Below are 14,083 nucleotides of genomic sequence, written 5' to 3' on the forward strand. Positions count from 1 at the left end.
TAACTAATTACTAACAACATGAATGGAACCAATTTATTCAAGATAGCTCTCCGCGCATTGGCAAACAACAAATTGCGTGCATTTCTCACCATGCTCGGTATTATCATCGGTGTCGCTTCCGTCATCACGATGCTTGCCATCGGACAAGGTTCGAAGAAAAGTATCCAGCAACAGATTTCCGAAATGGGATCGAACATGATTATGATTCATCCCGGAGCCGATATGCGTGGAGGTGTGCGCCAAGATCCGTCTGCCATGCAAACGTTAAAGCTCACCGACTACGAGGCTTTGCGTGACGAGACCAATTTCCTGTCAGCCATCAGCCCCAATGTCTCTTCATCGGGGCAGCTTATTGCCGGCAACAACAACTATCCTGCCTCCGTGAACGGGGTTGGAACGGAATATCTCGAGATCCGCCAATTAACGGTGGAGAACGGTGAGATGTTCACGGAAGCCGACATACAAAGCTCGGCAAAAGTATGCGTGATAGGAAAGACAATAGTAGACAATCTTTTTCCCGACGGAAGCGATCCGGTGGGAAAAATTATCCGTTTTAGCAAGATCCCTTTCCGAGTGGTAGGTGTGCTCAAGTCGAAAGGATACAATTCTATGGGACAGGATCAGGATGCAGTAGTACTTGCTCCCTACACAACGGTGATGAAACGTCTGCTTGCCGTTACCTATCTGCAAGGTATCTTCGCCTCCGCCCTCACCGAAGATATGACAGAATACGCTACGGATGAAATCAGCACGATTCTTCGTCGCAATCATAAGTTGAAGACCTCTGACGATGATGATTTCACCATTCGTACACAACAGGAATTGAGTACAATGCTCAACTCTACCACCGATTTAATGACCACCCTGCTTGCTTGTATTGCCGGCATCTCATTGGTTGTAGGCGGTATCGGAATTATGAATATCATGTATGTATCCGTCACGGAACGAACCCGTGAAATCGGTCTGCGAATGTCGGTCGGCGCACGAGGAATCGACATTCTGAGCCAATTCCTTATCGAAGCCATCATGATCAGTATCACAGGAGGAATCATCGGAGTGGTCATCGGCTGCGGAGCCAGTTGGATAGTCAAAAGCGTGGCGCATTGGCCTATCTATATCCAGCCGTGGAGTGTATTCCTCTCTTTTGCCGTCTGTACCGTCACCGGAGTCTTCTTTGGATGGTATCCTGCCAAAAAAGCAGCAGATTTAGACCCGATTGAAGCTATCAGATACGAATAAAGAGCTATCTTTGTCTTTATGAAACAAACCTTTACATCCGCACGTCGTCCCCTGGAGATACTGATACACATTATCAGCTGGGGGATTATGTTCGGTTTCCCGTTCTTTTTCGTAGAACGCGGAAACGGGAACATTAACTGGATGGCTTATATACGCCATTTTGCCGTACCGCTTTCTTTTATGATTGTGTTCTACGTCAATTACTTCTTTCTGGTCCCCCGATATCTTTTTCAGAATCAATCAAAAAGATATATTGTCTACAACATTATCTTGTTGTGTATCATCGGGATACTGCTTCATCTCTGGCAAAGTCTGACATTCGATCCGTCATTTGAGAACAAGCCCAGACGTCCGGGTATGCCTCCGGGATGGTTGTTTTTCCTGCGAGATATGCTAAGCCTTGTTTTCACTATCGGATTGAGTGCCGCTATCCGTATGAGCGCACGATGGACGCAAAACGAGGCTACCCGCAAGGAAGCGGAACGGAATCGCACGGAAGCCGAACTGAAAAATCTGCGTAATCAGTTGAACCCTCACTTTTTGTTGAATACTCTGAATAATATTTATGCTTTAATCGCATTCGATTCGGACAAAGCTCAACAAGCTGTGCAGGAACTGAGCAAATTGCTTCGATACGTATTATATGACAATCAGCAGACGTATGTCCCGCTCTGTAAAGAGGTTGATTTCATCCGTAACTATATCGAACTGATGCGTATCCGCCTGTCGGCTAATGTACAGATGAGTACTCAATTCGATATTCACCCAAACTGCCAGACACTGATCGCCCCGCTAATCTTTATTTCATTGATAGAAAATGCCTTCAAGCACGGTATCTCCCCTACCGAAGCTAGTTTCATCCACATTCATATTTCCGAGAACGACCAAGAAGTGATCTGCGAAATCCGCAATAGTAATTTCCCCAAGGAAGTGTGGGATAAAAGTGGTTCGGGCGTGGGGTTAGAACAAGTCAGCCGACGGCTGGAGATACTTTATCCGGGGGCTTACACTTGGTCGAAAGGCACTTCACGGGACGGGAAGTGTTACGAATCAAAATTGAGCATTAAGATCAAAGAGTAGAGAGAAAACATTAAGTATAGAATTTTATATTAATAGAATAGTAGTATGGTATTACGTTGTGCAATCGTAGATGATGAGCCTTTGGCTATCGGCCTTTTGGAAAGTTATGCAAACAAAACCCCGTTTCTACAACTCGTAGGAAAATACTCCAGCGCTGTTCAGGCAATGAAAGAATTGCCTGGCGAGGAAGTTGACCTCTTGTTTCTGGATATCCAAATGCCCGAACTTAACGGACTGGAATTCTCAAAAATGGTGGATTCCCGTACCCGTATCGTATTCACTACCGCCTTTGGACAGTATGCCATCGATGGCTATCGTGTCAACGCACTTGACTATCTATTAAAGCCGATTTCATACATCGACTTCCTACAGGCAGCCAACAAAGCGCTTCAATGGTTCGAACTGGTTCAGAAGCCAGAAGAGATAGACAGTATTTTTGTAAAAAGTGACTACAAATTGGTACAAGTGGAATTAAAGAAAATCATGTATATCGAAGGATTAAAAGATTACATTAAAATCTATACGGAAGACGCCTCCAAACCAATACTGTCCCTTATGAGTATGAAAGCGATGGAAGAACTTTTGCCTTCCAGCCGTTTTATACGTGTGCATCGCTCTTTCATCGTTCAAAAGGATAAGATACGTGTAATAGATCGTGGACGCATTGTTTTTGACAAAACATACATCCCCATCAGTGACAGTTACAAACAGGTTTTCCAAGCATTCCTTGATGAAAGAAGTTGATGATTCCCTATTTTATCGGTAAAAACGAGATTTTTGTCGATTATAGTTTGCCAAAACCTGTTTTATCCCTACCTTTGCAACGAACAGAAAGGAATTGTGAAATTCCAAGAATAGAATAGTTTAGTTAAGTCTAGTTTAGTTTTTGTGTTAAATAGCTCCCTCGTCAGCGGACGAACTAGGGAGCTATTTTTACATTATAAGAATATTATTGCACAAAATATTCATAATTTCCATAACTTTGCAACAATAAAATCTCACATAAATGGAATTTAACGTAGAGGAATTAAAAAGTGCACTTATTGAGAAGTGCAAAAGTGAAGGTATCTTGTATGCAATGGTAGCAGTAGACAGGCGAACCAAAGAGATCATTCTTCCTGATACTTTGCAAGGAGCCTTGAAGCACCCGGAGTACTTTGTATGTACTTGTAAAAAAGTAGAAGATAAATACATCGTGGAGGAGATTACAAAAGTGTAACTCTCCTCCGAACTCTTTATTATTTACGGTCGCCAATGTATAGCGCAGCTCCTTCATCTATAAACAGTTCCACATTCTGCGCATGATGAGCTACATAGGCTGCGGGCCCTACATCTCCCGACTGGCAGATTTCTTCTACCACATCAGCTTTACCCTTTCCGGTTATCAGGAAAATAACGTGACGGGCATTCAATATCGGATAACCGGTCATTGCGATGCGCTTCTGCCCGTTACGGGGATTAATACTGACTACATAAACAGAAGCGGAAGTCAACAGTTCTTCTTGTCCGGGGAAAATGGAGGAAGTATGACCATCGTCTCCTGCACCCAACAGTATAATATCAAACTCTGGCCATCCCTGCTTGGACGGTACTTGTTGCTTGACCAACTCCGAATAACGGGCCGCTTCTTTCACCGGTTTGACTTCACCACGAATACGAAAGACATTCTCATAAGGAATGGGAGCCATTCCTAAAAGTAGATTACGCATCATTCCGTAATTGCTGTCCGAATCATCGGGGGGAACACAGCGTTCGTCTACCCAATAAATACACATACGATTCCAGGGGGTAGTTTCCATATATTCGTTCGCCCACAAATCGAACATTAGAGCAGGAGTACTGCCGCCGCTAACTGCGATATTGAATATTCTGTCCGGTTCATTATTCATGATTTCCACCAGACGGAGTATCAGTCCACGTGAAGTTTCAATGGACGAGGGAAAAACAGTTACTTTCATAATTCACAATATTGGTCTGTATTCGTCAAATTCTTACAAGGATTGGTCCAGTCAGCCCCGTGCTCATGCATCATCGCTTCACTTTCCAAAGGTCCCCACGTACCGACCGGATAACCGTAAAGCGGTGCGTCGGGATTCTCTTTCCAATAGCGAAGTACCGGATCGAAGAATGTCCATGAAGCCTCCACGGCGTCACTCCGGGTGAATAAAGTCGGATCGCCCTGAATGCAATCGTCTATCAGACGTGCGTAAGCGTCACCACTCGGCACTCCACCCAACTGGGCATAACTGAAATCCATTGTCACCTGACGGACTTCAAAGCCCGCACCAGGCACTTTCATGCCTATCTTGAGCACAATTCCTTCATTCGGTTGCAAACGAAGAATCAATTTATTCGCACGTGGGCAATTGCCACCTGAACAACGGAACATCTGATGAGGTGTCTCGCGGAAATGAACCACGATTTCCGTCACTTTAGTCGGCATTTGCTTGCCGGTACGGATGTAAAACGGAACACCGCTCCAACGCCAGTTACTGATACCCAGCTTCATGGCAATGTATGTTTCCGTACGCGAGTCGGGAGCTACCCCTTTCTCTTCACGATATCCTTTTTTAGTACCGGAAGAGGTATATTGCCCGCGCACAATATGCTCATTCAAATCTTCTTCATTCAGCGGTGTCAGAGACTCATATACTTTCACCACCTCATTACGGAAGTTATCCGCATTGAAGATAGCAGGAGGTTCCATAGCAGTAAGAGCTACAAGCTGAATCAAATGATTCTGTACCATATCCCGCAAAGCTCCCGCCGTTTCGTAGAATCCGCCACGTTGCTCGATTCCCAGATTCTCTACAGCGGTAATTTCTACGTAGTCAATATAATTCCTGTTCCAAAGAGGCTCGAAAATACCATTGGCAAAACGGAAAGCCAACACATTTTGCGCTGTCTCTTTACCGAGAAAATGGTCAATACGGTAAATCTGATGTTCTTCGAAAACAGAAGCATAAATTTTATTCAATTCACGTGCCGATTCGAGGTCGTAACCGAAAGGTTTTTCAACGATGATACGCGAATGGGGAGTATTCAGTCCTGCAGCTTTCAGATGCAAGGGAACAACACCGTAAAGTGAAGGCGGAGTGGCAAGGTAGAACAGCAGATTATCCGGATCCACCTCATTGGTCAACTCTACCAGACGTTGGCGGAGCATGGCATATCCTTCTTCCTTTGCCGGATCCATGGGCAAGTAACACAGATGCGAGATGAAAGCCTCCATCAGTGCCGCATCCTGTTCTTCGGATTTCACGAAAGTCCGAAGTTCACCTGATATATACGAGCGATAATCCTCGTCAGAATAAATCGTACGTCCGATACCCAGTATATGAAAATCACCTGTTAACCGCTTTTCACGGAAGAGCGAGTAAAGGGCAGGCATCAACTTACGTTTGGTAAGGTCGCCTGAGGCGCCAAAAATTATCATTGCGAATTTATCCATTGTCGCTTTTTATTTCTTAATTCATAAAATAGTCTTATTACTCCGAAAGACATCCTACTTACACATTATATGTGCCCGATTTCGTGTCACCGCCATGTCCTGTCCAGTTTTCGTGGAAGAACTGTCCGCGCAGTTCGTCTTTACGCTCAAAGGTGTGCGCACCGAAATAATCGCGCTGTGCCTGCACCATATTAGCGGGCAGATCGGCAGAAGTAAGCGAATAGAAGTAATTCAAGGCAGAAGAGAAAGCGGGAACAGGAAGTTCTTCTTTCATGGCTTCGGCTACAAGGCTCTTCCATCCGGAGAGTGACGCCTTCATTTCTTCCCTGAAATAAGGAGCCATCAACAAGTGTTTGGGCTTGTCGGTGGCTTCGAAGGCAGCGGCAATATCGTTCAGGAAAATACTGCGGATGATGCATCCGCCACGCCACATACGGGCGATGGAAGCCAGATCGAGCTGCCAGCCGAATGTATCGGAAGCACGTTGCAGCACGGCAAATCCTTGAGCGTATGAGACGAGTTTGGAAGCATAAAGGGCAGAGAAGATATCCTTCACGAGCTCCACCTTATTATATATAGGTTGTGTATGTTGGCGCGGGAATTGGTGGGAAGCTTGATGGCGTAATTCCTTTTGTGCGGAAAGACTGCGCTCAAACACCGCAGTGGCAATCAGTCCCAACGGCATCCCGAGCTCCATAGCGTTGATAACCGACCATTTGCCGGTTCCTTTCTGTCCGGCCGCATCCAAAATCTTATCAATAAGATAACCTCCGGTCTTGTCTTTATGACGCAAGATGTTGGCTGTTATCTCGATAAGGTAACTGCGGAGTTTGCCCTCATTCCAACGGGAAAAGGCATCTGCCATCTCTTCATTATTCAAGTCGAGCAGGTTTTTCATCACCCAATATGCTTCGGCAATCAACTGCATATCACCATATTCGATACCGTTATGGATCATCTTTACAAAGTGACCGGATCCCGCAGGCCCTACCCACTGACAACAAGGAGTGCCGTCAGACGCTTTCGCCGCAATGCTTTGAAGAATAGGTTTCACTTCCGGCCATGCTTTTTCCGAGCCGCCGGGCATAATAGACGCTCCGTTCAAAGCTCCCTCTTCACCACCGGACACACCGCTGCCGACGAAAAGAAAACCTTTCGACTCGGCCAGTTTGACACGACGGTTGGTATCTTCGTAATTGGAGTTACCTCCATCGATAAGAATATCTCCGGGTGAAAGCAGAGGAAAAAGCTGTTCCATCAGTTCGTCTACCGGACTCCCGGCACGAACCATCATCATTATTTTACGGGGAGTAGCGATTGAATCTACAAAGTCCTTTATATCTGTGAATCCTTCAATGTTTTTGCCCTTCGCACGTCCGTTCATGAAACGATCCACCACTCCTTCTTCAACTCCCGGAACGGTACGGTTATAAACCGATACATTCCATCCTTTACTCTCCATGTTCAAAGCAAGATTCTCGCCCATTACAGCCAAGCCTATAAGTCCGATATCTGTTTTATTCTGATTTGCCATAACTTGTATATTTTGTAATATTGGTTACCATAGTAACAATTGAAACAGACATTTGTTCGCTATATTTAGATTAAAATATTATTTTTGCAATTAACTATATAGAAACAAGGATGAAGAAAATCAAAATCGGTTTATTAGCCCGCATTATTATCGCTATTATTCTAGGCATCGCCATCGGCACTTTTTTCCCGGCTCCTCTTGTCCGGATATTTGTAACATTCAACGGCATTTTCAGTGAATTTCTTAATTTCTCCATTCCGTTGATTATCGTCGGATTGGTCACTGTGGCTATTGCCGACATCGGTAAAGGCGCAGGAAAGATGTTGCTCGTCACCGCTCTTATCTCTTATTTCGCCACCCTGTTCTCGGGGTTCCTCTCTTACTTCACCGGAGTCACGGTATTCCCGTCATTGATTGAACCGGGCGTGCCGCTTGAGGAAGTGAGCGAGGCAAAAGGAATTCTTCCTTATTTCTCCGTTTCCATTCCTCCATTGATGAACGTAATGACAGCTTTGGTTCTCGCTTTCACATTAGGATTGGGATTGGCTTCGCTGAACAGCGATGCTCTGAAAAACGTAGCACGGGATTTTCAGGCAATCATCGTCCGTATGATCAGTGCGGTAATTCTCCCCTTGCTTCCGCTTTATATCTTCGGCATCTTCTTGAATATGACTCATTCGGGACAGGTGTACTCCATTCTGATGGTATTTATCAAGATTATCGGAGTCATTTTCATTTTGCATATCTTCCTGCTGGTCTTTCAGTATTCTATCGCAGCGCTGTTTGTACACAAAAATCCGTTCAAACTATTGGGGAAGATGATGCCTGCCTATTTCACGGCATTGGGCACACAATCATCGGCTGCCACTATTCCCGTGACACTGGAACAGACGAAAAAGAATGGTGTTTCGGCGGATATAGCCGGTTTTGTGATTCCGTTGTGCGCCACAATCCATCTGTCGGGAAGTACACTGAAAATCGTAGCCTGTGCTCTGGCACTGATGATGATGCAGGGAATGCCGTTCGACTTCCCACTCTTTGCCGGTTTTATCTTCATGCTGGGAATCACGATGGTAGCCGCACCGGGAGTTCCGGGCGGAGCCATCATGGCATCTTTGGGAATCTTGCAATCCATGTTGGGTTTCGATGAATCGGCACAGGCATTGATGATTGCTCTTTACATCGCTATGGATAGTTTCGGGACGGCCTGCAATGTGACCGGTGACGGAGCTATCGCACTGATTATCGACAAAATGATGGGAAAAACTGTGCTGAATAACCATGCTGAAAAATAAATAGAATGTGGCTTGCATGGGTCACAAAAAATACCGACATTTGCACCCATATTTTTGATTTATTAAATAATAGCGTATGAAAAAAGCCCTAATATCAGGCATTACCGGGCAGGATGGTTCTTATCTTGCCGAGTTTCTATTGCAAAAAGGTTATGAAGTGCACGGTATTCTCCGTCGTTCTTCTTCGTTCAATACCGGACGTATTGAACATTTGTATTTTGACGAGTGGGTACGCGACATGAAACAGAAACGTACGATCAATCTGCATTATGGGGATATGACAGATTCTAGTTCGTTAATCCGAATCATTCAACAGGTGCAACCGGATGAAATCTACAATCTCGCTGCTCAAAGCCACGTGAAAGTTTCATTCGATGTTCCGGAATACACAGCCGAGGCGGATGCTGTCGGTACGTTGCGTATGCTCGAAGCTGTACGCATTCTGGGATTGGAAAAGAAAACCCGCATCTATCAGGCTTCCACTTCCGAATTGTTCGGTAAAGTGCAGGAAGTTCCACAGAAAGAGACAACTCCGTTCTATCCCCGTTCTCCGTATGGGGTAGCCAAACAATATGGTTTCTGGATTACCAAGAATTATCGTGAAAGCTACGGTATGTTTGCCGTAAACGGTATTCTGTTCAACCACGAGAGCGAACGTCGCGGCGAGACTTTCGTTACCCGTAAAATTTCTCTGGCTGCCGCACGTATCGCACAAGGTGAACAAGACAAACTATATCTGGGTAATCTGGATGCACGCCGCGACTGGGGATATGCCAAAGATTACGTGGAATGTATGTGGCTGATTCTGCAGCATGACGTTCCGGAAGACTTCGTGATTGCTACCGGCGAGATGCACACCGTGCGCGAATTTGCGACATTGGCATTCAAAGAAGCCGGTATCGAACTTCGTTGGGAAGGTGAAGGCGTGAACGAGAAAGGCATTGACGTGGCTACCGGAAAGGCTTTGGTAGAAGTAGATCCTAAATATTTCCGTCCATCGGAAGTTGAACAACTACTTGGTGACCCCACAAAAGCTAAGACTTTGCTGAACTGGAATCCGCGCAAGACTTCATTTGAAGAACTGGTAAGTATCATGGTACGCCACGATATGGAGAAAGTAAAACGAATGATTGCTACCAAACATTAAATGAATTTCATTTCACCACAGAGGACACGGAGGGCACAGAGGAAAACATAAAATCCTCCGTGTCCTCTGTGTCCTCTGTAGTGAACAAATAAAAGATAGAATGGAAAAGAATGCAAAGATATATGTAGCAGGACATCACGGTCTTGTGGGATCTGCTATCTGGAAAAATTTGCAGGATAAAGGATATACCAATCTGGTAGGCCGCACCCACAAGGAACTCGATCTATTGGATGGCGTAGCTGTCCGTAAATTCTTCGATGAAGAACAGCCGGAATATGTTTTCCTTGCCGCTGCTTTCGTAGGTGGTATCATGGCAAACAGTATCTACCGTGCTGACTTTATCTACAAGAATCTGCAGATTCAACAGAATGTAATCGGTGAGAGCTTCCGCCATAATGTGAAGAAACTGCTGTTCTTAGGCAGCACGTGCATTTATCCGCGTGATGCGGAACAGCCGATGAAAGAAGATGTATTGCTTACTTCTCCGCTGGAATATACCAACGAGCCGTATGCAATCGCCAAAATCGCCGGATTGAAGATGTGCGAAAGTTTCAACCTGCAATATGGCACGAATTATATCGCTGTCATGCCGACAAATCTCTACGGTCCGAATGATAATTTCGATTTGGAACGTAGCCATGTACTGCCTGCCATGATCCGGAAAATCCATCTGGCACATTGCCTGAAAGAGGGTAACTGGGAAGCTGTACGCAAGGATATGAACCTGCGTCCGGTAGAAGGTGTCAACGGAGACAGTCCGAAAGAAGAAATTCTAGCTATTCTGCAAAAATACGGAATCAGCGAAACGGAAGTCACTCTTTGGGGTACAGGTACTCCGCTTCGCGAGTTTCTTTGGAGCGAGGAAATGGCTGATGCAAGTGTATTCGTCATGGAACATGTGGACTTCAAAGACACGTATAAGGAAGGCGACAAGGACATCCGCAACTGCCATATCAATATCGGCACGGGAAAGGAAATCACTATCCGCCAACTGGCTGAACGCATTGTAGAAACTGTCGGCTATCAAGGTAAACTGACCTTCGACAGCAGCAAACCGGACGGCACTATGCGCAAGCTGACCGATCCTTCGAAACTGCACTCTTTGGGGTGGCACCACAAAATTGAAATCGAGGAAGGCGTACAAAGAATGTACGAATGGTACTTGAAATAGGGAATTCCAAGAATCCGTCAATATGCTATAAGCAGAATTTGTTTTGCTTATAGCATATTTTTTTATTATAGCATAATGAAATTAGCTATCACCATAATCTTTCCTTCTACCAGCCTGTCGCAATCTCACTACATCACCCTTCCCCCATTTTCAAAAATTCTTCCCTCTTAATTCTTCATTCTTAATTTAATTGCTATATTTGCACAATTTAATATCAAATGTGCAAAAAACAATGGAACAAAGTTTTATAGCTTACATTGAGAATAGTATCAAGAATAATTGGGATCTGGATGCCCTGACCGATTATAAGGGCGCCACCTTACAGTATAAAGACGTAGCTCGCAAAATAGAGAAACTCCATATCATTTTCGAGGAAAGCGGAATCCGCAAGGGAGACAAGATTGCCGTTTGCGGAAGAAACAGTTCGCATTGGGGTGTGACGTTCCTCGCCACATTGACATACGGAGCGGTTATCGTCCCTATTCTTCATGAATTTAAGGCGGACAACGTCCACAATATCGTCAACCATTCCGAAGCGAAATTACTGCTTGTAGGCGATATGGTATGGGAAAACCTGAACGAGTCGGCAATGCCTCTATTGGAAGGTATTCTGATGATGAATGACTTCACTTTGCTAGTTTCACGCAGCGAACGCCTGACATACGCCCGCGAGCATCTGAACGAGATGTTCGGCAAGAAATTCCCTAAAAACTTCCGTAAAGAACACGTCGCTTATCATAAAGACGAGCCGGAGGAGCTGGCTGTCATCAATTATACTTCGGGAACAACGAGCTACTCAAAAGGGGTTATGCTCCCCTACCGCAGTTTGTGGTCAAATACGAAGTTTGCCTACGAAGTACTCGACTTGAAGGCTGGAGACAAGATTGTATCTATGCTTCCGATGGCGCATATGTATGGTCTGGCATTCGAATTCCTTTATGAATTTTCCGTCGGTTGCCACATCTACTTCCTGACCCGTATGCCTAGTCCGAAGATAATCTTCCAGGCTTTCGAAGAGGTAAAACCGAATCTGATTGTCGCTGTTCCGCTTATCATCGAAAAGATTATCAAGAAGAGTGTACTTCCGAAACTGGAAACTCCGGCAATGAAGATTTTGCTGAAAGTGCCTATCATCAACGATAAGATTAAAGCTACGGTACGCGAAGAGATGATTAAGGCGTTCGGAGGAGAATTTAAGGCGGTAATCGTAGGAGGTGCCGCTTTCAATCAGGAGGTTGAACAGTTCCTGAAAATGATCGATTTCCCTTATACCGTAGGATATGGAATGACGGAATGCGGTCCGATCATCTGTTACGAAGACTGGAGAAGGTTCAAACCGGGTTCTTGCGGAAAAGCCGTACCCCGTATGGATGTACAGGTCCTTTCCTCCGACCCGGAAAATATCGTTGGCGAAATCGTTTGTAAGGGTCCTAACGTAATGCTGGGATACTACAAGAATGAGGAAGCTACCAGAGAAGTGATCGACAAAGACGGTTGGCTGCATACCGGTGATCTGGCTTTGATGGATGCCGAAGGAAATGTTACCATCAAAGGACGTAGCAAGAACCTTCTGTTGGGCGCCAGTGGACAGAATATCTATCCGGAAGAGATAGAAGATAAATTAAACAATCTGCCGTATGTATCCGAAAGCATTATCGTTCAGCAGAATGAGAAACTTGTCGGTTTGGTTTATCCGGATTTCGACGACGCTTTCGCACACGGTCTGAAGAATGAAGACATCGAGCGGGTGATGGAAGAAAACCGGGTGGCATTGAATGCCATGTTACCGACGTACAGCCAGATTTCAAAGATGAAGATATACCCGGAAGAGTTTGAAAAGACACCGAAGAAGAGTATCAAACGATACTTGTATCAGGAGGCTAAAGGATGAAAATGAAGAAAACAATACTCACGGCAGCTATACTGATGGCTGCCGTTTGTCTGCCTGCACAGAACAAAAGTGCCGGTATTAATCTTTCTATCTGGAAAGATATTTGTACGCAACCGTATGACAGTACACAGACGACTTATGTGAATATCGGTCTTTTGTCTACTATGAATCGCCTGAATGGTGTAGGCATCAATGCGCTGGGAAGTGTTGTTCATGGAGATATGAACGGTGTACAGATTACAGGACTGGCTAACCTGGCCGGTGGGACAATGCGAGGCGTGCAGATAGCAGGTATAAGCAATATCAGCGGTAACAATACGATCGGACTCTCCGCAGCCGGACTGGTAAATATTACCGGAGACGGGACACGGGGGGTGGTTATATCCGGACTGACTGGTATCGGTGGAGATAACACCGCAGGAGTTATGATGAGCGGTTTTATGAATGTTACCGGGAATATGGCTTCAGGCTTACAGTTTTCCGGTGCGGCGAATATCACCGGACAGAGTTTCAACGGCATGATTACTTCCGGTCTTCTGAATGTGGTAGGTGAAAATATGAATGGCCTGCAGATAGCAGGTATCGCCAACATAACCGGGACACAGCTACGTGGAGTTCAAATGGCATTGTGCAACTATGCCACACAAGTTCGCGGCCTTCAGATCGGTCTGGTCAATTACTATAGGGAAGACTTGAAAGGTTTCCAGCTGGGACTGGTTAATGCCAATCCCGACACCAAAGTACAGATGATGGTATACGGGGGGAATGTGACTCCTGCCAATATCGGGGTACGTTTCAAGAATCAGTTGTTTTATACGATTCTTGGAGCCGGATCTATGTATCAGGGATTAAATGATAAGTTTTCGGCGAGCGCTTCCTATCGTGCAGGATTATCTTTTCCTATCTATAAAGGATTATCCATTAGCGGCGACTTAGGTTATCAGCATATCGAAACTTTCGACAATAAGGATGAAGTGATTCCCGGACGTCTATATGCGCTACAAGCACGCGCTAATCTGGAATATCAGCTAACCAAGAAATTCGGTATCTTCGCAACGGGCGGTTATGGCCTAACCAGATTCTATAATAAATCCGGCAATTACGATAAAGGAGCGATTATAGAGGCAGGCATTGTCCTTTTCTAATATAAATCCTGCATATATAGCATTTATTCTCTTGCTTTACTAAAAGCATTTCGTTCCACAGTTGTTTCCCTTTCGTTCCACAAATATGGAACGAAAGGGAAACAACTGTGGAACGAAAAGATAATAACTG

Annotated in this window: 12 protein-coding genes; 9 read left to right on the forward strand and 3 right to left on the reverse strand. The window is 45.1% G+C overall.

All coding sequences use genetic code 11. The features are described 5' to 3' along the window. The first annotated feature begins 18 nt into the window (after positions 1 to 18). The 4 genes from H8S63_RS02660 to H8S63_RS02675 all read left to right on the forward strand — a co-directional run bounded on the left by H8S63_RS02660 (position 19) and on the right by H8S63_RS02675 (position 3,538). Positions 19 to 1,239, forward strand: coding sequence for an ABC transporter permease (locus tag H8S63_RS02660; RefSeq protein WP_055279717.1), 1,221 nt, complete (start codon positions 19 to 21; stop codon positions 1,237 to 1,239). Between the two features lie 18 nt (positions 1,240 to 1,257). Further along, positions 1,258 to 2,319, forward strand: a complete 1,062-nt coding sequence (locus H8S63_RS02665; RefSeq protein ID WP_186925651.1) for a sensor histidine kinase — start codon at positions 1,258 to 1,260, stop codon at positions 2,317 to 2,319. Between the two features lie 45 nt (positions 2,320 to 2,364). Then, positions 2,365 to 3,063, forward strand: a complete 699-nt coding sequence (locus tag H8S63_RS02670) for a LytTR family DNA-binding domain-containing protein (RefSeq protein WP_022275003.1) — start codon at positions 2,365 to 2,367, stop codon at positions 3,061 to 3,063. Positions 3,064 to 3,325: 262 nt separating this feature from the next. Next, a complete protein-coding gene (locus H8S63_RS02675; protein WP_007753948.1) occupies positions 3,326 to 3,538 on the forward strand; it encodes a hypothetical protein in 213 nt (70 codons plus the stop codon). A 19-nt stretch (positions 3,539 to 3,557) separates the two neighbouring features. Here the strand turns inward: H8S63_RS02675 and pgl are convergent, their stop codons facing one another. From pgl to gnd, 3 genes are read right to left on the reverse strand one after another with little or no spacing between them, the layout of a single operon-like run. Further along, positions 3,558 to 4,277, reverse strand: a complete 720-nt coding sequence (pgl, locus tag H8S63_RS02680) for a 6-phosphogluconolactonase (RefSeq protein WP_186925652.1) — start codon at positions 4,275 to 4,277, stop codon at positions 3,558 to 3,560. Beyond that, complete coding sequence (gene zwf / locus H8S63_RS02685; RefSeq protein ID WP_007753944.1) at positions 4,274 to 5,770, reverse strand: glucose-6-phosphate dehydrogenase; 1,497 nt, start codon at positions 5,768 to 5,770, stop codon at positions 4,274 to 4,276. Before zwf ends, pgl begins: the two co-directional genes overlap by 4 nt. Positions 5,771 to 5,828: 58 nt before the next feature. Then, positions 5,829 to 7,304 (reverse strand): decarboxylating NADP(+)-dependent phosphogluconate dehydrogenase, encoded by a 1,476-nt coding sequence (gene gnd / locus H8S63_RS02690; protein ID WP_022275002.1) that lies wholly within the window; start codon positions 7,302 to 7,304, stop codon positions 5,829 to 5,831. 110 nt (positions 7,305 to 7,414) lie between these two features. Here gnd and H8S63_RS02695 point away from each other — a divergent pair, with 110 nt between their 5' ends. From H8S63_RS02695 to H8S63_RS02715, 5 genes are all read left to right on the forward strand, one after another. Beyond that, entirely contained in the window at positions 7,415 to 8,599 is a 1,185-nt protein-coding gene (locus H8S63_RS02695) for a dicarboxylate/amino acid:cation symporter (RefSeq protein WP_186925653.1), read from the forward strand. A gap of 76 nt (positions 8,600 to 8,675) precedes the next feature. Continuing rightward, the gene (gene gmd, locus H8S63_RS02700; protein WP_007753935.1) at positions 8,676 to 9,746 is read left to right on the forward strand and encodes a GDP-mannose 4,6-dehydratase; all 1,071 of its coding nucleotides are present in this window, start codon (positions 8,676 to 8,678) and stop codon (positions 9,744 to 9,746) included. A 100-nt stretch (positions 9,747 to 9,846) separates the two neighbouring features. Next, positions 9,847 to 10,917 (forward strand): GDP-L-fucose synthase, encoded by a 1,071-nt coding sequence (locus H8S63_RS02705; protein WP_007753932.1) that lies wholly within the window; start codon positions 9,847 to 9,849, stop codon positions 10,915 to 10,917. 232 nt (positions 10,918 to 11,149) lie between these two features. Continuing rightward, the gene (locus H8S63_RS02710; RefSeq protein ID WP_186925654.1) at positions 11,150 to 12,808 is read left to right on the forward strand and encodes an AMP-binding protein; all 1,659 of its coding nucleotides are present in this window, start codon (positions 11,150 to 11,152) and stop codon (positions 12,806 to 12,808) included. Next, complete coding sequence (locus H8S63_RS02715; RefSeq protein ID WP_186925655.1) at positions 12,805 to 13,953, forward strand: LA_2272 family surface repeat-containing protein; 1,149 nt, start codon at positions 12,805 to 12,807, stop codon at positions 13,951 to 13,953. The genes H8S63_RS02710 and H8S63_RS02715 overlap by 4 nt, the downstream gene beginning before the upstream one ends. Positions 13,954 to 14,083: the final 130 nt, after the last annotated feature.

The sequence above is a fragment of the Bacteroides sp. NSJ-39 genome (assembly GCF_014287315.1).
GTDB lineage: Bacteria > Bacteroidota > Bacteroidia > Bacteroidales > Bacteroidaceae > Bacteroides > Bacteroides finegoldii.

Bases quoted from the DNA above. Each gene is read 5' to 3' on its own strand.
- H8S63_RS02660 (WP_055279717.1), top strand. From the start codon at position 19: ATGAATGGAACCAATTTATTCAAGATAGCTCTCCGCGCATTGGCAAAC.
- H8S63_RS02665 (WP_186925651.1), top strand. From the start codon at position 1,258: ATGAAACAAACCTTTACATCCGCACGTCGTCCCCTGGAGATACTGATA.
- H8S63_RS02670 (WP_022275003.1), top strand. From the start codon at position 2,365: ATGGTATTACGTTGTGCAATCGTAGATGATGAGCCTTTGGCTATCGGC.
- H8S63_RS02675 (WP_007753948.1), top strand. From the start codon at position 3,326: ATGGAATTTAACGTAGAGGAATTAAAAAGTGCACTTATTGAGAAGTGC.
- pgl (WP_186925652.1), bottom strand. From the start codon at position 4,277: ATGAAAGTAACTGTTTTTCCCTCGTCCATTGAAACTTCACGTGGACTG.
- zwf (WP_007753944.1), bottom strand. From the start codon at position 5,770: ATGGATAAATTCGCAATGATAATTTTTGGCGCCTCAGGCGACCTTACC.
- gnd (WP_022275002.1), bottom strand. From the start codon at position 7,304: ATGGCAAATCAGAATAAAACAGATATCGGACTTATAGGCTTGGCTGTA.
- H8S63_RS02695 (WP_186925653.1), top strand. From the start codon at position 7,415: ATGAAGAAAATCAAAATCGGTTTATTAGCCCGCATTATTATCGCTATT.
- gmd (WP_007753935.1), top strand. From the start codon at position 8,676: ATGAAAAAAGCCCTAATATCAGGCATTACCGGGCAGGATGGTTCTTAT.
- H8S63_RS02705 (WP_007753932.1), top strand. From the start codon at position 9,847: ATGGAAAAGAATGCAAAGATATATGTAGCAGGACATCACGGTCTTGTG.
- H8S63_RS02710 (WP_186925654.1), top strand. From the start codon at position 11,150: ATGGAACAAAGTTTTATAGCTTACATTGAGAATAGTATCAAGAATAAT.
- H8S63_RS02715 (WP_186925655.1), top strand. From the start codon at position 12,805: ATGAAAATGAAGAAAACAATACTCACGGCAGCTATACTGATGGCTGCC.